We start from the raw sequence: 24603 nt of genomic DNA on the forward strand, positions 1-24603 counted from the left end.
AACTGAATACCCCATGCTCGGAGAGTATTTATTTCGCGAAGACGAGCCATGTAGTCAGGGTTGTTGTAATAACCCCTAGCCTTGATCACGGCCATACGGCGCAAGTGAGTAGCATTCTTGCCGATAAAGGCATCAAACACGACGAAGTCGGCGATAGCTGCTGAAAATCCGGGTTCCATCTTCAGCGCTGCGTACGCCTCCTCGTAGGTATCCTTGTGATTAAGAAGCGACTCGAAGGCAGGCTTGCTGGTCATGAGTACGCTCTCGCCCACAACAAAGAAATCAAAGCTCCGGGAAATGCTGAAAGACGACGTGACGACGCGGATGCGGGACCGAACCGCGCAGCGCCATTCAGCGGATGTAAAGGCCGCCGGATGGCTGCTTGGGCGGCATTGGGGCTGGCTCCAGTTCTTCTTCGGGCTCGGCCAGCAGGGCGGCCGCGCGCTCATCCGCCTGGGCCTTGGCTTCCCTGACCAGCAGTTCCAGTATCGACAGCAGGTCGTTGAACGAGCCGGTTTGCCATAGCTCGTCGATGCTCGCGTTGCCGAGCCCCTTGAGCAGGCGCTCGAGCTTGGGCAGTTCATATTCCGGCTTCTTGAGCGTGACGAGAAAGGGAGCGGCGAGATCGGGCGGCACCGCCAGCCTGGCCAGCAGCATCGTCAGCATGCTTGCCGCCTGGCGAAGCTTGTAGTCGGTGGGGAGATCGAGCACGGCGGTCTGCAGGGTATCCATGAGCTGCTTGATGACCCTGGCCTGCGTCTGCACATGTACGAGCGCGCGGTCCTTGTCGGCCTTCAGCTGTCCTGTCTTCGCCACGTGCTGCCGCCGCTCCTCGCGCAGGAGGTTGACGTTGTTGACGTAGTTGGCGCCCGCCACGATCAGGAGCGCGACCATGGCGATGAGGAGGATGCTGGCAATCATCTAGCGGGTATATCTGGTTTTTCTAATATGCAATCTTACCTCGGATACCCTTGCCGATATAGCCATGTGCGACAACCATCGTCCGTCATTCACGGGCGCCCCCAACGAGCGCGGCCTGTGGCGAGTAATTCAACACGCCATGAGTGGCCCGGAAATGTAGACAGACCACCGCCGGACGGCCTGTTTGTCTTTGGCTGTCGGCCTGAAAGCTGCCGTCACGATGCTGCACAATAATAATTGAGGGCGGCGGGCGCGACGGAATAGCCGTCCGCTTCGACGTCTTTCAGCGCACCGCAAAGGATCGATCGGGCATTGCGCGCCTGAGCGGCTTTCTTGTCTTCCTGCCCGTTGCCCTGGCCCAGGTTGAGCCCGTTGCCGATGGCTTGCATCAAGACATCGAAAACCCGTTGATGCTCGGGTGACGCGTTGATAGCGGCCCAATCCGCTGCCTCCTTGGGCGTGAAAGAGGCTTTCAGCTCGGCCTGTCGCTGCTCGGACGTTTTCGAATCCGAGACAAGAATCGTGGCAAACATCTTCTTGGTCGCCGTGTTCTCGACCAGGGACTTCAAGCGCAGATAGTCCTTGCGATCCTTCAGCTCCGGGCTGGTGGCCAGGATGGCTTCCGCCATGACCGCCGGCTTGTCAACGAACAGATAATGCGCCGACTTGACCAGTGCCGGCTCCAGGGCCGATGTCAGCCTGGCCTGGTCCTCTGGCTTGACGGCGGCCTGCAGTGCGAGCTTCGGTGCGAACGAGGCAAACTCTTTCGCGCCGGGGCCGGTCAGCCTCGCATAAATATCGACAACCTGGATCTCGTTCATGATCTGGTTGGCAAATTGCGTTCTTTCATTCTGGCCAAAGTCGTCGGCAGCGATTGCGAACGACGCCAGCAGGCTCATGAGTAGGATGCCGAAACGAATCATCAAAACTCCGTCAATGTCGGTAAACGAAAGGTGGGGCCACCGGACGGTGTGGGCCATAGCCTGTCTGGCTGGCCGCCCGGCACGGCGCTCAGGATGCGGTGCAGAAATGCTCGAACGCGCTCTGGTCAAGCGAATAGCCATCCGTTTTAACGTCGTTCAGCGCATCGCAAATGATCCTGTTGGCGTTTCTCCGCCACGCCACCTTTTTGTCTTCGGGTGTTTTACCCTGGTCCGCCTTCATGCCGCTCAATACGGTGTTGAACAGCGTGCCGGCCAGCCGTTGGCGCTCAGGCGAGGTATTCAGCACCTTCCAGTCCGCCGCTTCCTGCGGTGTAAAGGCGGCAATCATCTCCGCCTGGCGTTGCTCGAACGATTTGGAACCCACGCCCGACCGGTGTTCCGCCAGGTTCGAAGCTTCGTCAGCGGAGCCAAACAAGATGAGTTGCACCAGCTTCTTGCCCAGCGAACTTTCTACAAAAGATTTCAGCCACTGGTAGTCCTTCAGGCTCGTCAACGCGGGGCTTGTGGCCAGACTGGCTTCGGCCTGGGCGGTGGGTGCATCGATAAACCGGCTCTGCGCCGACTTGATCAGCGCCAGCTCCAGCACGGACGTCAGCTTGGCGCGGTCTTCCGGCTTGGTGGCGGCCTGTTGCGCAATTTTTTCACCAACTGACGCAAACTGGCTGACCCACTGCCCGGCTATCCGCGCGTAAAGGTCGGTGACGTGAACCTCGTTGATGATCTGTTTGGCGAATTGCGCCCGTTCGTTTTGGCCCAATTCTTCTGCCGATACCGCGGCGGACAGCAGGAAGCCGACCAGCAAAATACCGCGACGAATCATTCAGAACTCCTGTTCTTAATTGTTAAGCAGAGGTGGTATGGCTTGACGATGCCGCTTCAAATGCGAGCAAAAACATGCCGCGCTGCAGCCAATCACGCCGATTTTCCGGCAAATCCAGCATCGTAATTAATCAGTTTAATCGACTATTCGAATTTATTAGAAAATATAATCTGCGCGACCATGAGGGCCGGCCGCCTGTTGCCTGCCATCCGTTTTTCTGGGCGGCGGGCCATGCTCCGCCGCTCGCGGATTTCTTGCGCCGCCCCAGGCCATGGTCCGGCGTGCGGTCGCCACCGCCCATCCACTTTCCACTTCACGGCAGGCAATCGGGCCTATGCTGAAAGACGAAAACACCACTAGAGATCACGGCTGTCTTTCATCGGATGACAAGGAGTGTGGATTATGCAGACAACCTGGATACTGGCCGCCGACGCAAGCCGAGCAAGGATTTTCGAGTTTGACGAGTCGCAGCACCTGCGCGAGATAGAGGGCTTCGAACACGCGGCGGGACACGCCCGCAATCAGGACCTGACGGCAGACGCAGAAGGCCGCTTTGCCGGCCGTGGCGGCCACGGTCAGGGCGGCGCCCCCGAGCCGGTAACCGACCCGGTGCAGCACGAACTGGAACGCTTTTCGATGAATGTCAGCGCCTATCTCGACCGCGCGGCGATGCAGAACCGCTATGACCATCTGTGCGTATTTGCCGCCCCGAGGCTGCTGGGTGCGATGCGCCAGCATTTCGGCGATGAAACGCAACGGCGGATCGACGAAGCGGTGGCAAAGGATGTATCGAAACTCAGCCCGAAGGCGCTGGAGGATTATTTGAAGGCGCACTTCCCGCACTAGCAGGGATGCGGCCTCAACCCGGGTCGAGCGTTGGCACCCGATCCGGCGGGTTGGCGGGCGGCCACACTGCCTGGCCGCCCCACCCCAAGTCCGCGACGCCCGACTGTTTGCCCGCTAACGATAACAAGAACGCCGCCTCGGCCGCCTACACCCCGCCGGCCAGGCAAGGGCCTGCCGCGCGCTAACGCATCACCGCCTGATCACGTCCGTTCGCCTTGGCTTCGTACAGCGCCGCATCGGCCCGTGCCAGCGTGGATTCGATGCTGGCATCGCCCGGGCTGAGGGCGGTGACGCCAACGCTGATCGTGAACGGCACCACATCGTTCACATCAGCCAGGCTGAGCTGCAGCTGAGCGCGCAGCTTGGCGGCGATGGCCTGGGTGTCGGTGTCGCCGTGCGTCAGGATGGCAAACTCTTCGCCGCCGATGCGGGCGATCAGGTCGCTGCGGCGGAACATGGACTGCACGAGCCGGCCAAAAAAGGCGAGCACGCGATCGCCTGCAGCGTGGCCATGGTGGTCGTTGATCGATTTGAAGTGATCGATGTCGATCCATAGCAGCGTCACCACCGCGGGCTCGCGCTTGATCTTGCTGAGCTCACGCTCGGCCGCTTCGAAAAAGTAACGGCGGTTGTAGAGCCCGGTGAGGTGATCGCGGTTGGCCAGGCGCTTGAGTGCGCGCTCCTTTTCCGAGCGCTCGCGCAGCAGTGTGCCGACCAGGCAGGCGCTGAGGATGATGCCGGCCATGAAGGTGTTGACGTTCTGCAATTGCCCCGGCTCGGACAACAGGCCCGCCAGCGGCCCACGCTCGCGATAACTGGCCCACTGCATCACGCTGAGCACGATCAGGTTGGCCGAGGCCGCGCCGAGCAGCTCGAATGCCGCCGTCACCACCATCACCAGCAGATACACGATCGACAGCATGTGCAGCGGATGCAGCTGGTTGGTAAACCGGCACCAGAGCATGGTCGTCAGCACCGTCGCCAGCAGTGCCAGAGACAGCCCCAGCAGCCACCAGTAGCGGCCCGGCAAGCGGCGCTGGTAGCCATTGATGGCGGCCAGCACGGTGCTCGCGACCAGTATCTGGAACACCGACTGGTCGAGCCACAGGTAGGACAGTACGTCGGGCAGCTCGGCCAGGGTCACGCGCAGGCCGGTCAGCATGCTCAGCACGGCCAGCCCGAACAGGCGGCTCAGCGGCTGGTAGACCAGCGTGCAGGCCAGGGCCAGCAACAGGTAGTCGCGTGGGGCGGCAACACCGTGGTTGAAGCGACAGCCCTTGAGCAGGCGGGCCGTGACGAGTAGCACGGCGACGTTGGCCAGCGCCACGAGCATGCCGTTCCACGCCGGCAAGCCCTGGTACAGGGCCAGCGCCAGCTGTCCGAGCAGGATGCCGGACCACACCCGGCGCGTGCCCCAGATCAAGGCGGCGGCAAGCCCGAAGCCTTCGTGCATGAAGACAGATTCGGCGAGCGCGCCACTGGCCGACGAAAACGCGTAGGACAGCAGGCCCACGACGAAATAGGCGGCAGCGAGACTGGCCCCAAACCTGTAGCGGGCCGGCGCAACCGTCACCTGTTGGCGAATTGCACTTGCTAGCGGCGTCATGCGGTTACCATCATCTCCGGAGGGCGCGGGCCCGGCACATCGCCGGCCCCCGCCTGTTGCAAGCGCTTAGCACCATGTTGCCAGCCGGAATTATCAGCTGGGGCGGTGCTTTCAGCATACACGGGCCACCTTGCTCAGAATAGGCGGAAATGCGGCGCAGTGCGGCCCGATCCGACATGCCGGCCACGAACTCGACGCGCGCCCTGGGGGCATCTGGCCGGCATTTGATTACAAACGATTACCGCCGCCCGGCCTGCAATGGTTTTTAACCGCTGGATCGACCCCTGCCCGCCGCACGCTCGCGCCCTTGCTTACAATAGGCCACGGATATCGCCGCACGGCCCGGACGACAGGCCCGCCCCCGTTTGAAGCAAAGGAGAAACGATGAAGCAGACAGGCCACCGCGGAATCGGCCCGCGACACGCTACCGCAAGCCTGTGGCTCGGCACCGCCCTGCTCGCCTACGGCCTTGCCGCCCGGGCTGACGATGTCCCCTCCCCCGCCAGCCGCAAGCAGGCTGCCAGCGAGACGGCCGAGCGCAACGCGCGCTGTAAGGCGATCCAGCCGTTTTACTGGGAGATCGGCGACCGGCAGCAACGGCTCGCGGGAGGCAGCGTCGGCGGCAATGAGCCCGATGCCACAACACAGATGAAGATCGCCTCGGCGTCGAAATGGGTGTTCGGCGCCTACGTCATCGAGCTCAGGGGCGGCCGTCTCAGCGAGGCCGACATCCGCGCGCTGACGATGCGCAGCGGCTACACCAGCTTCAACTACGGCAGCTGCGTCAAGCTGCTGCCGCGGCGCCAGGCACACGAAACCGTGGCCGAGTGCTTCGACAACGCCGGCAACAACCGCTACAGCGCCGCCAACGACGGCCGCTTCTTCTACGATGGCGGCCACTTCCAGGCACATGCTGTCAAGGCGCTAGACCTCGGCCAGCTGAACGACGAGGGCCTGGCGCAGGCAGTCAATGCCATGCTCGGCATCGACATCGGCTATGCCTCGCCACAGCTTGCCGCCGGCGTCGAGACCTCGGCCACGGCCTATGCGCGTTTCCTGCAGAGAACGCTGTCCGGCGAGCTGCGCATACACGATGCACTGGGGACGCATGCCGTCTGCACCAACCCGCGCAGCTGCAGCCAGGCGGTGAGCACGCCGATCCCGCAGAACGAAAGCTGGCACTATTCGATCGGGCATTGGGTGGAGGATGACCCGCGCGTGGGCGATGGCGCGTATTCGAGCCCGGGCGCCTTCGGCTTCTACCCCTGGATCGACGCGGACAAGACCTACTACGGCATTCTCGCCCGGCACAGCGTGAACCCGCATGCCGGCTATGAATCGACGCAGTGCGGGCGCAACATCCGGCGTGCCTGGCTGGAAGGCCGCTACGTGCCGGCCAGTTAGCCCACCGGATGCATTTCAAAGTGAGGGCAGCCATGCCGCCCCTTGGCATCAGCCATCGCGGTTGTCAGCGAATCACGCCGCAGGCCATGCGCGCGCCGCCACCGCCGAGCGCTGCCGGGTGATCGCTATGGTTGTCGGCACCCGTGTGCACCATCAAGGCATGGCCGCGGACCTCGTCCAGCGACTTGAGGCGCGGCGCCAGCACCGGGTAGGTCGCCTTGCCGTCGGCCGCGACGTAGAGCGCGGGCAGATCGCCCAGGTGGCCGCTGCCGAACGGGCCTTCATGGCGGCCCGTCTTCTCCGGGTCCCAGTGGCCGCCGGCGCCCAGGGCGGCAACCGGCTTGCCGTCCTTCTCGGCCGGGTCGCACGATGGCTTGTCGTGAATATGGAAGCCATGAATGCCGGACGGCAGGCCGGCGAGATTCGGCGTGAACACCAGGCCGTGGGCCGATTCACCGATGGTGATGTTGCCGATGGACGACACCGCGCCCTTTTCGTCGACAAGGTTGAGCGGGACATCGACGCTCGCGGCGTGGGCAACGGGGCTGACGGCAAGTGCAGACAGGACGATGGGCAAGGCAAGACGCATGGTTGAGCTCCTCAGGATGGAACGGATCGAAACGCCGGAAAAATGGGACTGGGGTAGCCAGCCATGATCTCGCGCCGTCACGGGCCGCAGGGCCGGATACGGCCACACAGGCGCGCTCAGGCCGCGTCACCTCGTGGCGTTGCCGCCAGCCGGTAGACCTGCGCCCGCAGCGTATCGGCCAGCTCATCGAAGCTGGCCTGGTCGGCAATCCCGCGCCATTGCAGCGCTTGCCCGACGCGGATCGGCAAGATGGCATTGCGGTTGCGGAATATCTCGCCGGGCAGCAGCGGCATGGCCAAGGGCTTGCTGAGCAGCGACAGCATGTAGAAACGCCCGGAGTTGCGGCCGCCGATGTGCACCGGCACGATGCTGGCCTCGGCTTCGCGCGCGAAATGCAGGAATCCCTTGCGCCAGCGCTGATCGCGGATGCCGTGCCGCGACCAGCGCGACACCTCGCCGCTCGGAAACAGCATGATCGCGCCGCCGCCGCGCAGCTCGGTGTTGATCGCACAGATGTGGCCCTTGTTGTCGCCGCGCCCGACATTCACCACCGGCAACATGACATCGCGCAGCGGCTTGAACTGCCACAACATGTCGTTGACCACCACGCGCACATCGGGGCGCACCGTACTCATCGCCTGCAGCAGCGACAGCCCGTCGAGTGCGCCGAGCGGGTGGTTGGCGACGATCACCAGCGGCCCCTCACGCGGAATATGTTCGAGTCCGAAGGCGCGCCAGCGCACATTGAGATAATCGAGTGCCGCGCCGACGAATTCGAGCCCGGCACGGTGGCCGTGCAGCTGCAGGAAGGCATCGATCTCGGGCAGGCACAGCAGCCACCCCAGCCAGGCGATCATGCGGCCGCGCAGCGGCGCCGGCCACCGGGCAAAGGCGGGGAATTTGTCGGCCAGGAGCAGGGAAAGATTGATCATGCGCCACCGTTGACAGAAAAAGCGCGGATGCTGCCACACCAATGCGACATCCCGATTGCATGCCGGCCGGCCCCGGCCTGCGTCAGCGCGGCCGGCCTCGCGAGCCCCACGCCGCTGGCGCGCACGCCGGGGCAATACGGGCAGCCAGTACCGGCAGGCAAGCACGGCAACGAGCGACGCTTGATTAAGCGTAGACACAGCAAGCCAGCTCCGCCAAGGTCGGCCCGCGCGGTAGCAGCGGCAAATAGCGGGAAGCCGCGCCTCGGCTAGCTATCGGGCCGGCGGGGCGAGGCAGTCCGGCCCCAGCTGGGCGAGCTGCGGGCTGCCGGTCTGCGCGAGGGTCTGGTCGATCTCACGTTTGATGATGTCGATGGCGTGTGCGGCGCCCTGCTCGCCGCCAGCCGCGACGCCAAACAGGCTGGCGCGGCCGAGAAAGACGAAATCGGCGCCGAGCGCCCGCGCCTTGACCACGTCGGCGCCACGGCGCACGCCGCCGTCGAGCATCAGCGTGAAGCCCGTCCCGACTGCCTCGCGCAGCGCGGGAAAGGCCTCCACCGCAGTCGGTGCGCAGTCGAGCTGGCGGCCGCCGTGGTTCGACACCACGATGCCGTCGACGCCGAGCGCCACCGCCCGGCGTGCATCGTCGGGATGCAGAATCCCCTTGATCACCAGGCGGCCCGGCCAGCGCTGGCGAAACGATTCAAGATCGCGCCAGGTCTGGGTGAACGGTATCTGCGAGGTGAAGAAAGCCGCGATCGCGGCGGCGCTGGCGCAAGGCCCCGCATACGGCGCCCAGTTCTCGAAACGCGGCAGCCCGTGGCGCGCGATGCCTGCGAGCCAGCGCGGATGGCACAGCATGTCCCACAGCAGCGCCGGGCTTGGCCGCACCGGCGGCACAAAGCCATTGCGGATGTCGCGCTCGCGCTTGCCGTGCACCGGCACGTCGACGGTCAGCATCAGCGTTTCCACGCCCGCCTCGCGGGCACGGCGGATCAGGTCGGCGGTGATCGCAGCATCGCGCGACACGTATAGCTGATACCAGAACGGGGCCTGCACGGCACGCGCCACCGCTTCCACCGATGCTGTGCCGGCCCCCGACAGCACAAACGGAATGCCGGCCTGGGCCGCGGCGCGCGCCAGCATCAGGTCGGCCCCGGGCCGCGCGAAACCGGCGAGCCCGGTCGGGCCGATACCAAAGGCGCTGGCCCGACACTGGCCGAACAGCATGGTGGACTGCTCCACCCGAGACACATCGACGAGATAGCGCGGCACGAGCTGCAGCCCGCGCCATGCGTCGACATTGCGCACCAGCCCCGCTTCATCCTCGGCGCCGCCGTCGATATAGTCGAACACGAAACGCGGCAGGCGCCGGCGCGCGAGCCGGCGCAGGTCGTCGATGTTGATGGCCTGTGCGGGCTTCATCTGCCACCCCTTGCCAGCAGGCGTTCGGCGAATGCCTGGGCGAAGGTATGTACATCGCCGGGCCAGCGGGCAGACAGATAGTTGCCATCCTGCACCACCCAGGCCGGACGCGGGTTGTCGAGCCGGTCGCGGGCGATGCCGCTGGTCTTGAGCAGGAAATCGGCGCTGCCCTTGGGCACGTCGATGAAATCGGCATCGTTCGCCAGGGCGCGCTTCACTTCACTCTCCACGCTGCAATAGCCCACGGGCTGGCCCGGTGCTTCGCCATAGGTGCGGTAGTAGCCCGGGTCCCAGAAACGGGCGAAGAACCGCGTCAGTTGCCAGGCGCTGCGTTCGAGCTGCCAGGTCAACGCCGTGGTCTTGCGCCCATGCAGCACTGATTTGCCCGTCCGGGGCGAGATGGATCGCGCGGCCAGCACCACGCCGTGGCAGACAGCGGCGATCGGCTTCGCTTGCCCCGCGTGATCGACGCTCTCGAAAAACGCGGCGACGAAGGCCTGCAACCTCCTGTCCTCGAGATAAGCCTTCATCCGTGGCGCATGGCCGCCGGGCAGTAGCAGGCCGTCGTAGTCGTCGGGCTTGAGCTCGGCATAACGCCGAGGAGCCAGGAAAGCGCTGTCCTGCTGCAGCTGGCGATAGGCCTCGCGCCCGTGACGATCGGCGCGCAGCAGCAAACCCACGAGGCGGATGGCCTTGAGGCCCGGTATCCAGCCCCATGGATCGAGCCCCTGGCCGCTGATCATCAGCGGGTCGGCGTAGCCACGCTGGCCATCGGGCGTGGCGAACTCGACGCGGCAGCCGGCGTCGCGCAGGATTTTCCAGCTGACCGAGACCTCGGTCGGGTCGAAATCATGGCTCGGGATGGGGATGATCACGGTTGGCGGATTCATGCGTCTCCTTGTCGTGTGTCGGGCACATCACTCAATGTAGGGCAGCAGTCGTTGGCCCGCATCAAAGCGGGCCGCGTATTGTCAGCTCGCCGGCGCCAAGCCAGCCGGCGCTGAAGCTCAGCACGTCGCCAACCTGCAGGAAGCCGGGTTTGCCGCGGTTGGCGCGCAAGCCCGCGAGAACACGCTGGCGACGCGGCAGGATCGCCGCCAGGCGCCGCTTCCAGCGTGGTATCGATAGGGCGATGCCGGCCGGCGTGCCGGTCAGCACCAGGTCATGCCGCCGCAGGCAATGGCCGGGCGCGATACCGGCCGCACTGGCGAGCAACTGGCGCGGCGTGTAGATCAGCTCACGGCTCGACGCCCGCTGCCGGCACAGGCCGTTGACGCGGGTCTCCAGCTCCACCGCCGGCAGGCGCACAAGGTCGGCCATGGCAGGCTGCCACAACTGTTGACCCAGCGGCAGGAAACCATCGAGGCTCTTGGCCGCCGACCAGTAGGCGAGCCGATCACGGGCCCCCTCCCCGGCCATCTGCACGCTGCGCGCAGTCAGGTCGTTGGCGGCGGTATAGGCCAGCTGCGGTGCATAGGCCGGGTCATCGAGCCGCGCCAGTGGGATGTCTTCGAGCGGCACGATACCGATCTCCACCTCGTAGTCGAGCAGCACGGGCAAGCTGTCGAGCCGGGCTGTGAGCCAGCGCGCCAAGTCCGGATCGAGCGCGGCCAGGGCCGCGTCGAGCTGGGCCGGGGCCGGCAGCGCCATCCTTGTCTGCCCGGGCATCGGCGCGCAGTGCTTGAGGAACACGGCAGGTTGGCCGACGCGCTCGCCCGTTTCGCGAATGTGCCCGGTGTAGGTCAGCCCCAGTGCGTAGACCTGGCCCAGCGGGAAATCGAAAGGTAGGAAACGGCCTTCGGCGGCGCTCGTATACATAGTTGTGGCTTCGCTGCGATAAACTTCAGGTTAATATACGAGCAATTGCTCACATATCAAACTCGCATTCCAGATGCCCGCCACGCCCCCGCTCAAGCCCCGCAAACAGCCGCGCCAGGCACGCTCACGCGCCACCGTCGAGGCCATTCTCGACGCCACCGCTCGCATTCTGGTCACGCATGGCTACGCGACCGCCAGCACCAACCGCATCGCCGAGGCCGCCGGCATCAGCATCGGCTCGCTGTACCAGTATTTCCCGAGCAAGGAGGCGCTCGTCACCGCGCTGCACCGCCGCCACACGGAGCAGATGCAGGCGGCACTGCTCGAGGTGGCCGCCTCCGCCACCGAAGCGCCATTGCCCGTCGCCGCGCGCACACTGATCCATGCCGTCATGGCCGCCCACATGATCGACCCACAGCTGCATCGCGTGTTCGACGAGGAAGTGCCGCGGCCAGACCTCGCCGATTGCCGCGACGAGCTCGAGGCCAGCATGCGCACGATGGTGAAGGGCTTGCTGCTCGCGCATCGGGCATCGCTGCTGCCGCTCGATGTCGACCTCGCCAGCCTGATGCTGGTGCAGCTCGTCGATGCGCTGATCCACACCGCCGTGATCGCCCGGCCGGACGACGCCAGGGCCGATGCCATCGAACAGGAGATCGTGGCGATCGTGCTGCGCTACCTGACCGGCCAGACAAGCCCGGGCAGCCCATGAAAGCGCAACGGGCCAGGCCGGCAGCACCTACACTGATAGCAGTGGCTCGGGATTGCCGGGCCGGAACACTCGAGTAGCAGGAGGAACCATGACACTTTCCATGTACCAGGCCTCGGTGCCGGTATTCGCCAGGATGATGAACAACCTCGCCGCGATCCTGGAAAAGGCGGCGGCCCACGCCGAAGCGAGGAAGATCGACCCGGCAGTGCTGCTCAACAGCCGCCTGTTTCCCGACATGTTCGCGCTCTCGCGCCAGGTGCAGGTCGTCAGCGACACGGCCAAGGGCTGTGTGGCAAGGCTGGCCGGGCTGGAGCCGCCAAAATTCGAAGACAATGAGGCGAGCTTTCCCGAGCTGATCGCGCGGCTCAAGAAAACCATCGACTTCATCAACAGCGTGAGCGCCGAGCAGATCGACGGCAGCGAGGACAAGACCATCACCGTGCCGATGCGCAGCGGCCCGCTCACTTTCGTCGGCATGCCGTATCTGCTGGGCTTTGCCCTGCCGAATTTCTACTTCCACCTGACCACGGCTTACGACATCCTGCGCCACAACGGCGTCGAAATCGGCAAGATGGACTATCTGGGCGCGGTCTGAACCACTCGCCCGGCAAGAAAAAAGCCGGCAACTGCCGGCTTTGTCATTTGTCACGGTGCGTGCGTACTCAGTCGCTCATGGCCTCCTCCGCCGCCTGCTCCGGTGAATAACCGTCGTAGAACAGGTCGGTATACCACTCGGCCTGTTCCTCGATCTGTTCCTGCGCCTCCTCGCGCGTGGCGCCGCGCTCGATGAGCTGCGCCTCCACCTGCATGCACCATTCGATCAGCGCGATGGTGTCCTGGTCGAGCTCCTTGTCCTTTTTCATGGCTAGCCTCTCTTTATCAGCTTCAGACGACGTTCGACTCGCCCATAGTGTGCCACGTTCAGGTGAAAAAGGAGGATCAATATCAGCCCATACGCATGGGATTTTGCCTGACCGGCACCTCAGTGCGTGGCCGGTGGCGGCATGGCGTCGGTTTCAGCCACCTGGTCCTGCTCGCGCCAGGTCACGTAGCAATCGAGGCCGAAGAAATAGGTGATGTAGTCGCGCGCTTCTGCGCTGTCGGCTTCCGACGCGGGGACATCATGCAGGCAGATGCTGCAGGCGATGGTTTGCGGCTCGGTGTTCATCATGCACCTCCTGTGGCAAGGAAGCTCTACGCGCACCCGATTGGCGCCGTTTGAGGCCAGTACGATCAGCCTAAACCCAAGCCGAACAGGCGGGAAATTGAATATGGCAATGGCGCGGATAGCAGTCAGCTATACGATCTATGGCGACAGAAACGGCAGGCACCCGGCCGGCGCGGGCATGAAAAAACCCGCAAACGGATAGTTGCGGGTTTCGAATTCTGGTGCGAGGGTATCGGACCCACCCCCGCCGGAGTCATACTGCTTACTGCACTTACATTTACATGCTGGCCGTAATCGATTACCGGCCATAGAACAATCGCTTTAGTATGTGGCGATAGTACTGAAAATATTTTCATGCGTCAAGCGCTGGGTGCTTTGACGCATTTGCTCGCGACCAGCATGACGAACAGTCCGCCGGCCAGAACCACGTGATACACCGTGGCACCGCCGAGTCAGTTGGCGCAGAGTCGATACAGGCCATCGCGGGCAGCAAAAAGCCCGGGGGCTTGCGCCAACCGGGCTTGGGTATCGTGCGGGCTCAGCCGATCAAGGCGAGAAACCGTCAAATACCGAGTTGTTGAGTGCCGAGCGTGTGCCGAGCGATGCCGGGCGGGTGGTGCCGAGCAGGGCATACTTGAGGTCTTCGTTGACGGGCTTTTCGCCGAGCCAGATCTTGAGTACCGCGGGGCCGATATCGGGGCCGGGAACGGCATCGACGACCTTGCCGTTGCGCACGAGCTCCAGCGAGCCATCACTGCCGACGTCCAGCGATACGCGGTCACCGAGGCGCACGTCGCCAATACGGTTGAAGATGTCTTCGAGCAGCGCGATGCTCGGCTGCAGGCGTTGCAGCATTTCCGGGTCGCCGTTGAGGCGCAGGCCATCCTTCAGGCCGGCCAGCAGCAGATTGGCCTTCAGGTCGCGCATCAGCACCAGCTGCACGCGCTTCGGGCCTGGGGCGGCGAGGGCTTCCTCGGCTGCAGCCTTCGTGGTCTTCGAATAGAGGGCGGCGATATAGATCTTGACCGCGCCACTGGCACGCAGGCCGGCGCCATTGAGTTGCAGATCGGTGCCACGCACGGTCTCCTGCGGGGCGATTTCGACACCTTCGACTTCGGCGGCGAATGCGCTGCAAGACAGCAGGGCAAACAGGGTTGCAGCAATCGTACGTTTCATTCGGTCCTGCTCCTCATTAGAAGATAATTAGTATGCTCGAATCTTCTCATCAATCTTCTAGAGCAAGATACCCTAACGTGCACGTCAATTTCTGCTGCAAGCCGATGATTGTGTGTCGGTTTTCCGTTTCACCCCGATCCAGCGGGGCCAATTCGCCCATCATTGCCCGTAAAACACCATTACCGGAAACCCGTAGCCATACGACGGCTTCCCTCATTTGGCCGCCAGATGGCGCGGAACCGGAGCAATCGCTGAAAACTTGATGAACGAGCGTTTACCCAAGACAGGGTCTCGGGTATAGTCGCGCCCTGATTTTGCTTACCCAACTGGTTTGTCACTGATTATTATGGGATTTCCGGCCGGCTCATGTGCATGGCGGCAGTCCTGTACGACGGCCAGCCAATGCCCACGGAGCGCGGCCATGCACCATACCATCTTCGACACCCCCATCATCCGCGACCTATTCGCCTGGATTTCCATCGTCATGCTCAAGCTGAGCGGCTGGCGCCTCGAAGGCAAGTTCCCCGATCTGCCGAAATACGTGATGATTGCCGCCCCGCATACGAGCAATTGGGATTTCCCGGTCACGCTCGGCATCTGCTTCGCGGCGCGCGCCAAGATCTACTGGATGGGCAAGGACAGCCTGTTCAAGGGGCCGCTGGGGCCGATCATGCGCTGGCTTGGCGGCATCCCGGTGGATCGCAGCAAGTCCAACGACCTGGTGGGGCAGATGGTCGAGGTGTTCAACCGCTCCGAGCGCCTGGTGGTCACCATTCCGCCGGAAGGCACGCGGCAGAAGGTGCGTTACTGGAAGACCGGCTTCTACCATATCGCCAAGGGCGCCAATGTGCCCATCGTGCTGGCCTTCCTCGATTTTCGCCGCAAGGTGGGCGGCTTTGGCCCGGTGTTCAGGCCGACGGGCAATGTCGAGGCAGACATGGCCGAGATTCAGGCGTTTTACAAGAACATCAGCGGCAAGAATCCCGACCAGTATTGAGCGAGGCGCGTATCCCCCAGCCGGGCGATGCGTCCAACAGGGCGAACGGCCCCGTTGGCGCCTGCTAATATCCGCCCTTCGCCACGACATCGAGTCCATCCATCATGCACAGGCTGACCGGCAGCGCCCGCTTCATCTGCAGCGCAGCGGCAAGTGTGGCGCTGCTCGGGGCCTGCGCGGGCCCGGCACCGCAAGCCGACGCCTGCGCGACGCCGCTCTCCGCTACCGTTCCCAATTCGTGCGTCGTCGTCCCGGACATCCTGTGGCGCGGCGGCAGGCCCGACCGCGAGGTGGCCACCCTGGTCGGGCTGGGTGTGAAGACGGTAGTCAACCTCGAACTGCTGCACGACGATCTCGACGCCCTGCTCGCCATCCCGGCCGCACCGGGCCTGTCGGGCAGCCTCGACTATTTCCGCGTGCGTGACTGGGAGCCGAATGTCGTGATCGCGCCCTGGCTGCTCGACGAGCATGTGGCCGAGTTCATTGCCATCATGCGGACGCAGGCCAAGCCGGTGTATGTCCACTGCCGCTCGGGCCAGAACCGAACAGGTGTGATGGTGGCGAGCTACCGCGTGCTGGCGGGCATGCCCGTTGACGATGCGATCGAGGAAATGCGCAAGTATCGTGGCATCTGGTTCGACTACGATGCCGACTACCTGCGCAGGCTGACGGGCGAACACCGGCAACGGCTCGAAGCCATGATCGCCGCGAAGATGACACAGGTGAAGCGCAAGGCGCGCATCGAATGCGACGCCACGGGCTGCAGGCAGGCCCCCTGACCCGGGCACCGGCCCCCAATCGAGGCACCATCATCAAACATGCAACCGGGCTGCAATAGCCGGCGGCCTCGACCGCAAGGCTGGGCGTTCGTGCGCCAGCGCAGGAAGCAGCTGGCGCTGAGCGATGCGCCCTGCCGCTTTGCCTGTAGCTGACGCCGCAGACGCAGCCCGAAACCAATAGCGCTATTCGGCCCGTGGCGCCTGCTTCGCGCCGGAGCCCCCCAAGGTGCTGCCGGGCAAGCCGTCAGCGCCGCCGTCACGGCTTGAGCGCCGACCAGTCGAGAATCACCTTGCCCGACTGCCCGGACAGCATGGCCTTGAAACCCGCCTCGTAGTCGTCAACCGGGAAGTGATGGGTGATGATGGGGCTGATATCGAGGCCGGATTGCAGCATGGCGGCCATCTTGTACCAGGTCTCGAACATCTCGCGGCCGTAGATGCCCTTGATCTCGAGGCCCTTGAAGATCACCTGGTTCCAGTCGATCACCGTGTTCTGCGGCGGGATGCCGAGCAGCGCGACCTTGCCGCCGTGGTTCATGTTGGCGAGCAGGTCCTTGAACGCGGCCGGGTTGCCCGACATCTCCATGCCGACGTCGAAGCCCTCGGTCATGTGCAGCGCTTCCATCACCTGCCTGAGGTTCTCGCGGCTGACGTTGACGGCACGCGTGGCGCCCATCTTGCTCGCCAGGCCGAGCCGGTAGTCGTTGACATCGGTGATCACCACATGGCGTGCACCGACGTGGCGGGCAATGGCGACGGCCATGATGCCGATCGGGCCGGCGCCGGTGATGAGCACGTCCTCGCCGACGAGGTTGAAGCTCAGCGCGGTGTGCGTGGCATTGCCGAAAGGATCGAGGATGGAGGCGATGTCGTCGGGGATGTCATCGGGAATCTTGAAGGCGTTGAAGGCCGGGATCACCAGGTATTCGGCGAACGCGCCTTCGCGGTTCACGCCCACGCCGGTCGTGTTGCGGCACAGGTGGCGGCGGCCGGCGCGGCAGTTGCGGCAATAGCCGCAGGTGATGTGGCCCTCGCCGCTGACGCGGTCGCCGATGGCGAAGCCGCGTACCTCCACGCCCATATCGACGACTTCGCCGACATATTCGTGGCCGACGTGCATCGGCACCGGGATCGTGGCCTGCGCCCATTCGTCCCAGTTCCAGATATGGATGTCGGTGCCGCAGATTGCGGTCTTGCGGATCTTGATCAGGAGATCGTTGTGGCCGACCTCGGGCTTCTTCACGCGCGTCAGCGTCAGGCCGGGTGCGCGTTCGAGTTTGGCGAGTGCTTTCATTTATACCTCGAACAATGATTCTGGCTTCAGGCCAGTATGGGTGCGGCTCGTGGCGCGCCTGGCAGGCGCGCCGGTACTTGATCCTGCGGCCATCGCCAACAACCGCAAGCGGCCACGGCCTGGCACGGTCGCGCCATCGCGCGGCAATTCAAATCGATGGCGGCGCCACTAGCGGTCGACCAGCAGCGGCCGGCCATCGCGCACGGCATAGCTGAATACGGCGGCATGTCGGTCATAGGGCCGCCCGGCCCCAGCCACAGAAAAGTCGACCACATTGCGCGGCACCGCCGCGACCAGCGCTACGGAGTGCTGATCAACGAACACCAGCAGATTGATGTCATCCCTTTCCTGCAGGCCGGTGCGCTCGATGTCCGCCGACAACGGCGTCTTGATGGCCGCCCCGATCACCGCCAGCGGCGTATAGGGCGCGAACACGTACAGCCGGCTCCAGCGGGCCGGGTTGACCGCCTCCATCTGCACCGCCTGGCCGGCTTGCAGCTCTTGCACCGCCACGCCGAGGCCATGAATGAAGGTGGCGACACGGTCCTCGCCGGTGCAAGCTGCCAACAGCAGCACACCGGCAGCCGCTCCCAGCAGCAATGGTCGTATGCACATGGCTTGTGGGCCCCTTGGGCAAATCCCTAAATCACCCCCAGCTCGCGCCCGACCTTGGCGAATGCCGCCACGGCGCGGTCGATCTGCTCGGGCGTATGCGCGGCGCTCATCTGCGTGCGGATGCGGGCCTGGCCCTTGGGCACGACGGGGAAGGAGAAGCCGGTCACGTACACCCCCTCCTCCAGCATGCGCGCGGCCATGCGGCCGGCCAGCGCAGCGTCGCCGAGCATCACCGGGATGATCGGGTGCCGGCCGGGGACGAGCGTGAAGCCGAGCGCGCCCATCTCGCGGCGGAAGTGTTCGGCGTTGCGCTGCAGCCTGCCGCGCAGCTCGGCGCCGTCACGCTCGATCAGGGCCAGCACGGCCAGGCTGGCCGCCGCGATGGCCGGCGCCAGCGAGTTGGAGAACAGGTAGGGGCGCGAACGCTGACGCAGCCATTCGATGATGGGCCCGCGTGCCGCGATATAGCCGCCCGACGCGCCGCCGAGCGCCTTGCCCAGCGTGCCGGTGTAGATGTCCACACGCTCGGCCACGCCACACAGCTCGGGTGTGCCGCGGCCATGTTCGCCGGTGAAGCCGACGGCGTGGCTGTCGTCCACCATCACCAGCGCGCCGTGTTTGTCCGCCAGCGCGCAGATGGTCTTGAGGTCGGCGATGATGCCGTCCATCGAGAACACGCCGTCGGTGACGATGAGCTTGAAACGCGCGCCGGACGCGGCCTTGAGCTGCGCTTCGAGGTCCGCCATGTCGTTGTTGCGGTAGCGGTAGCGCTGCGCCTTGCACAGCCGGATGCCGTCGATGATGCTGGCGTGGTTGAGCGCGTCGGAGATCACCGCGTCCTGTTCGTCGAGCAGGGTCTCGAACACGCCGCCGTTGGCATCGAAGCAGCTCGAATAGAGGATGGTGTCGTCGGTGCCGAGAAAGCGGCTGAGCGCGGCTTCGAGCTGCTTGTGGATGGTCTGCGTGCCGCAGATGAAGCGCACCGAGGCCACGCCGTAGCCGTAGTCGTCGAGTCCGCGCTTGGCGGCGGCGATCAGCTCGGAGCTGTCGGCGAGCCCAAGGTAGTTGTTGGCACAGAAGTTGAGAACCGACTGGCCCGAAGCCAGCGCGATGTCGGGCCGCTGGTGGCTGGCGATCACGCGCTCGGGCTTGTAGAAGCCGTCGCGGCGCAGGCTGTCGAGTTGCTCGCCGAGATGGGCGAGAAAGGCGTAGCTCATGAGGCACTCCTTGGATCGCGCGGGTAGCGCCATCTTCTAAGAATAGATGCAAGCGGGATCGCCGCCGCACCGGAATGCGCGATTGTAGGCGCCGGGCCGGGTTGGCGCCAAGCAGGCTAGGGAAAGTCCGCATAAGCCGCCGGCCGCGCGCCCACCTATCCGCTTCGGGCGCAGCCGCCGTGTAGTGCGCGCCCCCGCCAGCGCCCCGGTTGGCCAGCCCCCGGTCAGCCGGCCTCCGCTTAGCCGGCCTCGGGCTTCAACCGTTTCAGCCGGCGCCACAGCGTCGTGCGGCTGATGCCGAGCGCCTGCGCGGTACGGCCAAGATCCCCGTCGTGCAAGGCCAGCGCCGCCAGCGTCGGCTCGGTGGGCGGCGCGGCCTTGCGTTCGGCCGGCGCGCCCGCCGCCACCAGCTCGGGTACCACGCGCGCCAGCGAGGGTTCGTCGACCTGGCCGTAGGCATCGTAGAACACCGCCAGGCGCTCGATCAGGTTCTCCAGCTCGCGCACGTTGCCGCGCCACTCGCTCGCCAGCAGGTGCCCGCCGACGCTCTCGATCAAGGGCTCGGCCTGGCGCCTGGATGCGAGCCGCTGCAATGCCTGGCGCGCCAGCACGCGGGCAATCGGCAGAATGTCGTCGCGCCGCTCGCGTAGCGGCGGCAGCCGCAGGTTGAGGATGTTGATGCGGTAATACAGGTCGGCGCGGAACAGGCCCTGCTCCACGTTGAAGCGCAGATCCTGGTGCGTGGCGGCGATCACGCGCACATCGATGGGCGTGGGCTCGGTGCCGCCGAGGCGCAACACCTCGCGTTCCTGCAACACGCGCAACAGCCGCGTCTGCAGGCTCAGCGGCATCTCACCGATCTCGTCGAGAAAGATCGTGCCGGTGTGCGCCGACTCGAACAGGCCCGGCTTGCCGCCCTTGCGCCCGCCGGTGAACGCGCCCTCCTCGTAGCCGAACAGCTCGCTCTCGAGCAGGCTTTCGGGAAACGATGCGCAGTTGATCGCCACGAACGGCGCCTTGGCGCGCGTGCTGACGTTGTGGATGCTCTGCGCGAACAGCTCCTTGCCGGTGCCCGATTCGCCGGTCACCAGCACGGTGGCGTCCGAGCGCGCGTAGAGCCTGGCCATGCCCACCGCGTCGCGCATCGCGGCCGATTCACCCATGATGTCCTCGAAGCGGTAGCGCGCCACGAACTGGCTGCGCCGGCTCTGGCTTCTGAGCTTACGGTCGGCGCTCTGGATCAGGCTCGCGTCCTGGAAGGTCAGCACCGCGCCGGTCTGCTCGCCGTGCTCGTGGATGGGCAGGCGGTTGATCACCAGCGTGCGGCCGTTGACGCTCTGCACCTGTTCGAGCGCCGCCTGGCCGCTGGCGATCACGGCATCGAGCGACAGCGTCGGCGCCACGCGCGCGAGCGGCTGGTCGAGCGCCCAGTCGGCGCCGACACCGAGCAGCTTCTCCATGGCCGGGTTCAGGGTCTGCACCCGGCCGCGCATGTCGACCGCCACCACGCCTTCGGACAGGCTGTAGAGAATATTGCCGATGCGCTCGCGCTTGGCCTCCTCGATGCTGGCGATGCGGGCGATTTCAAGCGCATCGTCGAAAGCCTGACGCACCGCGTTGTCGGAATAGATCAGCACGCCGGTCAGGCCCTCCTGTTCGGCCAGCGCCGCCACCTGCGCCGAGCCGATGACGACCTCGATGCGGCGCTCGTGCAGCTCGCGAAACAGCAGCCGTGCCTCGTTGTCGTCGCGATAGTTGAGCACCATCACGTTCAGGTTCAGCAGCGGCTTCAGCTCCTCGAACTCGTCGCCGAGCGACTGGCGCGTGACGATGGCCACGCTGTCGGACAGCCGCCGTGCCCGCACCAGCGCCTGCATGATGTCGTAGCCGCCGAGCTTGATCAGCACCGTCGGCAGGCTGAGCTCGGCGCGCAGCCGCTGGCCGGTCATGCCGGCGGCGATGGCGACATCGATCAGGCCGGCGCGATGGAGCTCCTGCGCGGCCTCCACGGCTTCGTCGAGCGGCTTGTCGAGCAGGCGCACGTCGGCCAGCGACGAGAACTCGGGCAGCATCGCCCGCACCAGCTCGGCGAGCCCGCGCGACGCCACCACCAGCAATCTGGGTTTTCCGGCCATGATGTCACCTCAATGTTTCATGGGTGAAACATAGCATTTCAATATGAAACACACCATGGTTTCATGATGCAACATGCCATTTGTTGATGGCATCCACCTAAGTCGCTGAATCGTCAATGGAGTTGCACGATTGCGCTGGCCATCCGTCAGGCTGGCCCAAGTCTTGCACATAAGCAGGCAACGCATTTGGACGAGGAGACAACACCATGACATCCGCAGGCAAACGTTTTCGCCAGGCCGTCGCCGACAACAAGCCGCTGCAAGTGCTCGGCGCCATCAATGCCTATGCCGCGCGGCTGGCCGAACATAGCGGCGCCAAGGCGCTCTATGTATCGGGCGGCGGCGTGGCGGCCAGCTCTTGCGGCATTCCCGATCTCGGCATCACCACGATGGAAGACGTGCTGATCGACGTGCGCCGCATCACCGACGTCACCGAGCTACCGGTACTGGTCGACATCGATACCGGCTGGGGCGGCGCCTTCAACATCGCACGCACCATCCGCGCCATGATCCAGGCCGGTGCCGGCGCCGTGCACATCGAGGACCAGGTCGCCGCCAAGCGCTGCGGCCACCGCCCGAACAAGGCCATCGTCCCCGCCGACGAGATGGTGGACCGCGTCAAGGCCGCCGTCGATGCCAAGACCGATGCCGACTTCGTGGTCATGGCACGCACCGACGCGCTCGCCGTGGAAGGCCTGCAGGCAGCGATCGACCGCGCCTGCCGCTGCGTCGAGGCCGGCGCCGACATGATCTTCCCCGAGGCGATGACCGACCTGAACATGTACCGCGAGTTTGCCGCCGCAGTGAAGGTGCCGGTGCTCGCCAACATCACCGAGTTCGGCGCGACGCCGCTGTTCACCCGCGACGAGCTGGCCGCCGCCGACGTCAGCCTGATCCTGTACCCGCTGTCGGCCTTCCGGGCCAGCGCCAAGGCGGCGCTCGGCGTGTACGAGGCGATCGTGCGCGACGGCACGCAGAAGCACGTCGTCGATACCATGCAGACGCGCATGGAGCTCTACGATCACCTGGGCTACCACAGCTACGAGCAGAAGCTCGACGCGCTGTTCGCCAGGAACGGCTGATCGACACGGCAACGTGGCGGACATGAGCGAGATCCCGACCCTGCACGGCGCACGCGTGCTGCTGCGGCCCTGGCGCGAGAGCGACCGGGCACCGTTCGCACGCCTCAACGCCGACCCGGCGGCCAGGCTCTACTTCCCCACCCTCGCCACGGCCGAACAGAGCAATCAGGAAGCCGACCGCATCGCCGAGCATTTCGAGCGCGAGGGCTTCGGCCTGTGGGCGCTCGAGATTCCCGGCGTGACCGAGTTCGCCGGCTTCGTCGGCCTGATGCGCCCCGCTTACGAGGCGCATTTCACACCGTGCGTCGAGGTCGGCTGGCGGCTGTTGCCCGACTACTGGCGATGCGGCTATGCAAGCGAAGCGGCAGAGCTGGCGCTGGCTCACGGCTTCGAGGTGCTCGGGCTCGACCAGATCGTGTCACTGACCACGGCCACCAACCAGCCGTCGCGGCGCGTGATGGAACGCATCGGCATGCAGCGCGACCCGGCGGATGATTTCGACCATCCACGCATCGCCGAGGGCCACCCCTTGCGGCCACATGTGCTGTACCGGCTCAGCCGCGCCGACTGGCGCCGGCAGGCCGAGCCAGCCGGCAATCTGCTCGCCGGGATGCCCGCCACGCTGCCCGAGGAGCTGATCGAGCCGCTGTTCGCCGGCCAGCGCGGCTTTCATGTCGAGCGCATCGTCTCGCGCGGCCAGGCCTCGCCGCCCGGCTTCTGGTACGAACAGACTGAACACGAATGGGTGCTGCTCGTCACCGGCAGCGCCTGCATCGAATACGACGCGCCGGCAGGCGAGCTGTGCCTGCATGCCGGCGATCATGTGCTGATCCCGGCTGGCCGGCGCCACCGGGTGAAATGGACGCAGACGGATACCGACACGGTCTGGCTGGCCGTGTTCTACCAGCCGGATTGACTATTTTTCATGAATTCCTGGCGACCCCGCTCGCCGATCATTGAGGAGACAACGATGACCGAACCCCAGCAAGTAACGCCCAAGCCCAAGAAATCCGTCGCCCTGTCCGGCGTCACCGCCGGCAATACCGGGCTGTGCACCGTCGGCCGCACCGGCAACGACCTGCACTACCGCGGCTACGACATCCTCGATGTCGCCGAGAGCTGTGAGTTCGAGGAAATCGCCCACCTGCTGGTGCACGGCAAGCTGCCGACCCAGGCCGAGCTGGCCGGCTACAAGGCCAAGCTCCGCGCCCTGCGCGGCTTGCCGGCCGCCGTGACGGCAGTGCTGGAGCAGCTCCCGGCCGCGACCCACCCGATGGACGTGATGCGCACCGGCGCCTCGGCGCTGGGCTGCGTGCTGCCCGAGAAGGACGACCACAACACCGCCGGCGCGCGCGACATCGCCGACCGCCTGATGGCCTCGTTCGGCTCGATCCTGCTCTACTGGTACCACTTCAGCCACAACGGCAAGCGCATCGACGTGGAAACCGACGACGACTCGATCGGCGGCCATTTCCTGCACCTGCTGCATGGCGAAACACCGTCCGAGCTGTGGGTAAAGGCGATGCATACCTCGCTGATCCTCTACGCCGAGCACGAATTCAACGCCTCCACCTTCACCGGCCGCGTCATCGCCGGCACGGGCTCGGACATGTACTCGGCCATCACCGGCGCCATCGGCGCGTTGCGCGGCCCCAAGCATGGCGGTGCCAACGAGGTGGCGTTCGAGATCCAGAAGCGCTACGACAGCCCCGACGAAGCCGAGGCTGACATCCGCGCCCGCGTCGAGCGCAAGGAAGTGGTGATTGGCTTCGGCCACCCGGTCTACACGGTGAGCGACCCGCGCAACGTGGTCATCAAGCGCGTAGCCAAATCGCTGTCGGACGCGGCCCACAACACTAAGATGTACGACATCGCCGACCGTCTGGAAAGCGTGATGTGGGAGATCAAGAAGATGTTCCCTAACCTCGACTGGTTCTCGGCCGTCAGCTACCACATGATGGGCGTGCCGACCGCCATGTTCACCCCGCTGTTCGTGATTGCCCGCACCTCCGGCTGGAGCGCCCACGTGATCGAACAACGCATCGACGGCAAGATCATCCGCCCGAGCGCCAACTACACCGGCCCGGAAGACCTCGCCTTCGTCCCACTGAAGGATCGCAAGTAAT

Annotated in this window: 26 protein-coding genes; 9 read left to right on the top strand and 17 right to left on the bottom strand. The window is 65.1% G+C overall.

What is annotated here, in order from left to right; genetic code table 11:
* From ABWL39_RS02700 to ABWL39_RS02715, 4 genes are all read right to left on the bottom strand, one after another.
* Positions 1-449, bottom strand: a 449-nt coding sequence (locus ABWL39_RS02700; RefSeq protein WP_367786929.1) for a Kiwa anti-phage protein KwaB-like domain-containing protein, incomplete at its 3' end; no start/stop codon positions are given.
* The gene (locus ABWL39_RS02705) at positions 352-921 is read right to left on the bottom strand and encodes a hypothetical protein (RefSeq protein WP_367786930.1); all 570 of its coding nucleotides are present in this window, start codon (positions 919-921) and stop codon (positions 352-354) included. The genes ABWL39_RS02705 and ABWL39_RS02700, both read right to left, overlap by 98 nt.
* Before the next feature lie 215 nt (positions 922-1136).
* Complete coding sequence (locus tag ABWL39_RS02710) at positions 1137-1844, bottom strand: hypothetical protein (protein ID WP_367786932.1); 708 nt, start codon at positions 1842-1844, stop codon at positions 1137-1139.
* A gap of 88 nt (positions 1845-1932) precedes the next feature.
* The gene (locus ABWL39_RS02715) at positions 1933-2685 is read right to left on the bottom strand and encodes a hypothetical protein (protein ID WP_367786934.1); all 753 of its coding nucleotides are present in this window, start codon (positions 2683-2685) and stop codon (positions 1933-1935) included.
* A 402-nt stretch (positions 2686-3087) separates the two neighbouring features.
* Between ABWL39_RS02715 and ABWL39_RS02720 the strand changes: the two genes are divergently transcribed.
* Entirely contained in the window at positions 3088-3531 is a 444-nt protein-coding gene (locus tag ABWL39_RS02720) for a host attachment protein (RefSeq protein WP_367786936.1), read from the top strand.
* Between the two features lie 181 nt (positions 3532-3712).
* Here the strand turns inward: ABWL39_RS02720 and ABWL39_RS02725 are convergent, their stop codons facing one another.
* Positions 3713-5137, bottom strand: a complete 1425-nt coding sequence (locus tag ABWL39_RS02725) for a diguanylate cyclase (RefSeq protein WP_367786938.1) — start codon at positions 5135-5137, stop codon at positions 3713-3715.
* Between the two features lie 384 nt (positions 5138-5521).
* On the opposite strand from ABWL39_RS02725, the gene ABWL39_RS02730 reads away from it, so the two are divergent.
* Positions 5522-6541, top strand: a complete 1020-nt coding sequence (locus ABWL39_RS02730; RefSeq protein WP_367786940.1) for a hypothetical protein — start codon at positions 5522-5524, stop codon at positions 6539-6541.
* A gap of 64 nt (positions 6542-6605) precedes the next feature.
* Here the strand turns inward: ABWL39_RS02730 and sodC are convergent, their stop codons facing one another.
* The 5 genes from sodC to ABWL39_RS02755 all read right to left on the bottom strand — a co-directional run bounded on the left by sodC (position 6606) and on the right by ABWL39_RS02755 (position 11302).
* Positions 6606-7130, bottom strand: coding sequence for a superoxide dismutase [Cu-Zn] SodC (sodC, locus tag ABWL39_RS02735; RefSeq protein ID WP_367786942.1), 525 nt, complete (start codon positions 7128-7130; stop codon positions 6606-6608).
* Positions 7131-7246: 116 nt separating this feature from the next.
* Positions 7247-8062, bottom strand: coding sequence for a 1-acyl-sn-glycerol-3-phosphate acyltransferase (locus ABWL39_RS02740; protein WP_367786944.1), 816 nt, complete (start codon positions 8060-8062; stop codon positions 7247-7249).
* A gap of 270 nt (positions 8063-8332) precedes the next feature.
* Positions 8333-9484 (bottom strand): alpha-hydroxy acid oxidase, encoded by a 1152-nt coding sequence (locus tag ABWL39_RS02745; protein ID WP_367786945.1) that lies wholly within the window; start codon positions 9482-9484, stop codon positions 8333-8335.
* Positions 9481-10374, bottom strand: a complete 894-nt coding sequence (locus tag ABWL39_RS02750; RefSeq protein WP_367786947.1) for a type 1 glutamine amidotransferase domain-containing protein — start codon at positions 10372-10374, stop codon at positions 9481-9483. The genes ABWL39_RS02745 and ABWL39_RS02750 overlap by 4 nt, the downstream gene beginning before the upstream one ends.
* A gap of 61 nt (positions 10375-10435) precedes the next feature.
* A complete protein-coding gene (locus ABWL39_RS02755) occupies positions 10436-11302 on the bottom strand; it encodes a fumarylacetoacetate hydrolase family protein (RefSeq protein WP_367786949.1) in 867 nt (288 codons plus the stop codon).
* Positions 11303-11375: 73 nt separating this feature from the next.
* Here ABWL39_RS02755 and ABWL39_RS02760 point away from each other — a divergent pair, with 73 nt between their 5' ends.
* Positions 11376-12014: a TetR/AcrR family transcriptional regulator gene (locus ABWL39_RS02760; protein ID WP_367786951.1), complete on the top strand. Its 639-nt coding sequence runs from the start codon at positions 11376-11378 to the stop codon at positions 12012-12014.
* Between the two features lie 88 nt (positions 12015-12102).
* The gene (locus ABWL39_RS02765; protein WP_367786953.1) at positions 12103-12609 is read left to right on the top strand and encodes a DUF1993 family protein; all 507 of its coding nucleotides are present in this window, start codon (positions 12103-12105) and stop codon (positions 12607-12609) included.
* A gap of 67 nt (positions 12610-12676) precedes the next feature.
* Here ABWL39_RS02765 and ABWL39_RS02770 read toward each other — a convergent pair whose 3' ends face one another.
* The 3 genes from ABWL39_RS02770 to ABWL39_RS02780 form a co-directional block, all read right to left on the bottom strand.
* Positions 12677-12877, bottom strand: a complete 201-nt coding sequence (locus tag ABWL39_RS02770; RefSeq protein ID WP_367786955.1) for a hypothetical protein — start codon at positions 12875-12877, stop codon at positions 12677-12679.
* 119 nt (positions 12878-12996) lie between these two features.
* Positions 12997-13185 (bottom strand): DUF3330 domain-containing protein, encoded by a 189-nt coding sequence (locus ABWL39_RS02775; protein WP_367786957.1) that lies wholly within the window; start codon positions 13183-13185, stop codon positions 12997-12999.
* Positions 13186-13728: 543 nt separating this feature from the next.
* Positions 13729-14358 (bottom strand): chalcone isomerase family protein, encoded by a 630-nt coding sequence (locus ABWL39_RS02780; RefSeq protein WP_367786959.1) that lies wholly within the window; start codon positions 14356-14358, stop codon positions 13729-13731.
* Between the two features lie 421 nt (positions 14359-14779).
* Here ABWL39_RS02780 and ABWL39_RS02785 point away from each other — a divergent pair, with 421 nt between their 5' ends.
* A complete protein-coding gene (locus ABWL39_RS02785) occupies positions 14780-15355 on the top strand; it encodes a lysophospholipid acyltransferase family protein (protein ID WP_367786960.1) in 576 nt (191 codons plus the stop codon).
* 104 nt (positions 15356-15459) lie between these two features.
* Positions 15460-16134 carry a dual specificity protein phosphatase family protein gene (locus ABWL39_RS02790; protein ID WP_367786961.1) on the top strand — a complete coding sequence of 225 codons (675 nt, stop codon included), beginning with the start codon at positions 15460-15462 and terminating at the stop codon, positions 16132-16134.
* 256 nt (positions 16135-16390) lie between these two features.
* On the opposite strand, the gene tdh is transcribed toward ABWL39_RS02790, so the two are convergent.
* The 4 genes from tdh to prpR all read right to left on the bottom strand — a co-directional run bounded on the left by tdh (position 16391) and on the right by prpR (position 21395).
* Positions 16391-17428: an L-threonine 3-dehydrogenase gene (gene tdh / locus ABWL39_RS02795; RefSeq protein WP_367786962.1), complete on the bottom strand. Its 1038-nt coding sequence runs from the start codon at positions 17426-17428 to the stop codon at positions 16391-16393.
* A 168-nt stretch (positions 17429-17596) separates the two neighbouring features.
* Positions 17597-18043: a hypothetical protein gene (locus ABWL39_RS02800; protein ID WP_367786963.1), complete on the bottom strand. Its 447-nt coding sequence runs from the start codon at positions 18041-18043 to the stop codon at positions 17597-17599.
* 26 nt (positions 18044-18069) lie between these two features.
* Positions 18070-19260, bottom strand: coding sequence for a glycine C-acetyltransferase (locus tag ABWL39_RS02805; RefSeq protein WP_367786965.1), 1191 nt, complete (start codon positions 19258-19260; stop codon positions 18070-18072).
* A 239-nt stretch (positions 19261-19499) separates the two neighbouring features.
* Positions 19500-21395, bottom strand: coding sequence for a propionate catabolism operon regulatory protein PrpR (gene prpR / locus ABWL39_RS02810; RefSeq protein ID WP_367786967.1), 1896 nt, complete (start codon positions 21393-21395; stop codon positions 19500-19502).
* 206 nt (positions 21396-21601) lie between these two features.
* Here prpR and prpB point away from each other — a divergent pair, with 206 nt between their 5' ends.
* The 3 genes from prpB to prpC are packed head-to-tail and all read left to right on the top strand — an operon-like array spanning position 21602 to position 24602.
* The gene (gene prpB, locus ABWL39_RS02815; protein ID WP_367786969.1) at positions 21602-22477 is read left to right on the top strand and encodes a methylisocitrate lyase; all 876 of its coding nucleotides are present in this window, start codon (positions 21602-21604) and stop codon (positions 22475-22477) included.
* A 22-nt stretch (positions 22478-22499) separates the two neighbouring features.
* Positions 22500-23393 (top strand): GNAT family N-acetyltransferase, encoded by an 894-nt coding sequence (locus ABWL39_RS02820; protein ID WP_367786970.1) that lies wholly within the window; start codon positions 22500-22502, stop codon positions 23391-23393.
* A gap of 54 nt (positions 23394-23447) precedes the next feature.
* Positions 23448-24602 carry a 2-methylcitrate synthase gene (gene prpC / locus ABWL39_RS02825; protein ID WP_367786971.1) on the top strand — a complete coding sequence of 385 codons (1155 nt, stop codon included), beginning with the start codon at positions 23448-23450 and terminating at the stop codon, positions 24600-24602.
* The last annotated feature ends 1 nt before the right edge of the window (position 24603 follow it).

It is taken from the genome of Chitinivorax sp. PXF-14, assembly GCF_040812015.1.
Taxonomy (GTDB): Bacteria; Pseudomonadota; Gammaproteobacteria; order Burkholderiales; family SCOH01; genus JBFNXJ01.

Bases quoted from the DNA above. Each gene is read 5' to 3' on its own strand.
- ABWL39_RS02730 (WP_367786940.1), top strand. From the start codon at position 5,522: ATGAAGCAGACAGGCCACCGCGGAATCGGCCCGCGACACGCTACCGCA.
- ABWL39_RS02780 (WP_367786959.1), bottom strand. From the start codon at position 14,358: ATGAAACGTACGATTGCTGCAACCCTGTTTGCCCTGCTGTCTTGCAGC.
- ABWL39_RS02805 (WP_367786965.1), bottom strand. From the start codon at position 19,260: ATGAGCTACGCCTTTCTCGCCCATCTCGGCGAGCAACTCGACAGCCTG.
- ABWL39_RS02710 (WP_367786932.1), bottom strand. From the start codon at position 1,844: ATGATTCGTTTCGGCATCCTACTCATGAGCCTGCTGGCGTCGTTCGCA.
- ABWL39_RS02790 (WP_367786961.1), top strand. From the start codon at position 15,460: ATGCACAGGCTGACCGGCAGCGCCCGCTTCATCTGCAGCGCAGCGGCA.
- sodC (WP_367786942.1), bottom strand. From the start codon at position 7,130: ATGCGTCTTGCCTTGCCCATCGTCCTGTCTGCACTTGCCGTCAGCCCC.
- prpR (WP_367786967.1), bottom strand. From the start codon at position 21,395: ATGGCCGGAAAACCCAGATTGCTGGTGGTGGCGTCGCGCGGGCTCGCC.
- ABWL39_RS02745 (WP_367786945.1), bottom strand. From the start codon at position 9,484: ATGAAGCCCGCACAGGCCATCAACATCGACGACCTGCGCCGGCTCGCG.
- ABWL39_RS02740 (WP_367786944.1), bottom strand. From the start codon at position 8,062: ATGATCAATCTTTCCCTGCTCCTGGCCGACAAATTCCCCGCCTTTGCC.
- ABWL39_RS02760 (WP_367786951.1), top strand. From the start codon at position 11,376: ATGCCCGCCACGCCCCCGCTCAAGCCCCGCAAACAGCCGCGCCAGGCA.
- ABWL39_RS02705 (WP_367786930.1), bottom strand. From the start codon at position 921: ATGATTGCCAGCATCCTCCTCATCGCCATGGTCGCGCTCCTGATCGTG.
- ABWL39_RS02750 (WP_367786947.1), bottom strand. From the start codon at position 10,374: ATGAATCCGCCAACCGTGATCATCCCCATCCCGAGCCATGATTTCGAC.
- prpC (WP_367786971.1), top strand. From the start codon at position 23,448: ATGACCGAACCCCAGCAAGTAACGCCCAAGCCCAAGAAATCCGTCGCC.
- tdh (WP_367786962.1), bottom strand. From the start codon at position 17,428: ATGAAAGCACTCGCCAAACTCGAACGCGCACCCGGCCTGACGCTGACG.
- ABWL39_RS02715 (WP_367786934.1), bottom strand. From the start codon at position 2,685: ATGATTCGTCGCGGTATTTTGCTGGTCGGCTTCCTGCTGTCCGCCGCG.
- ABWL39_RS02720 (WP_367786936.1), top strand. From the start codon at position 3,088: ATGCAGACAACCTGGATACTGGCCGCCGACGCAAGCCGAGCAAGGATT.
- ABWL39_RS02770 (WP_367786955.1), bottom strand. From the start codon at position 12,877: ATGAAAAAGGACAAGGAGCTCGACCAGGACACCATCGCGCTGATCGAA.
- ABWL39_RS02765 (WP_367786953.1), top strand. From the start codon at position 12,103: ATGACACTTTCCATGTACCAGGCCTCGGTGCCGGTATTCGCCAGGATG.
- prpB (WP_367786969.1), top strand. From the start codon at position 21,602: ATGACATCCGCAGGCAAACGTTTTCGCCAGGCCGTCGCCGACAACAAG.
- ABWL39_RS02785 (WP_367786960.1), top strand. From the start codon at position 14,780: ATGCACCATACCATCTTCGACACCCCCATCATCCGCGACCTATTCGCC.
- ABWL39_RS02820 (WP_367786970.1), top strand. From the start codon at position 22,500: ATGAGCGAGATCCCGACCCTGCACGGCGCACGCGTGCTGCTGCGGCCC.
- ABWL39_RS02725 (WP_367786938.1), bottom strand. From the start codon at position 5,137: ATGACGCCGCTAGCAAGTGCAATTCGCCAACAGGTGACGGTTGCGCCG.
- ABWL39_RS02755 (WP_367786949.1), bottom strand. From the start codon at position 11,302: ATGTATACGAGCGCCGCCGAAGGCCGTTTCCTACCTTTCGATTTCCCG.
- ABWL39_RS02800 (WP_367786963.1), bottom strand. From the start codon at position 18,043: ATGTGCATACGACCATTGCTGCTGGGAGCGGCTGCCGGTGTGCTGCTG.
- ABWL39_RS02775 (WP_367786957.1), bottom strand. From the start codon at position 13,185: ATGATGAACACCGAGCCGCAAACCATCGCCTGCAGCATCTGCCTGCAT.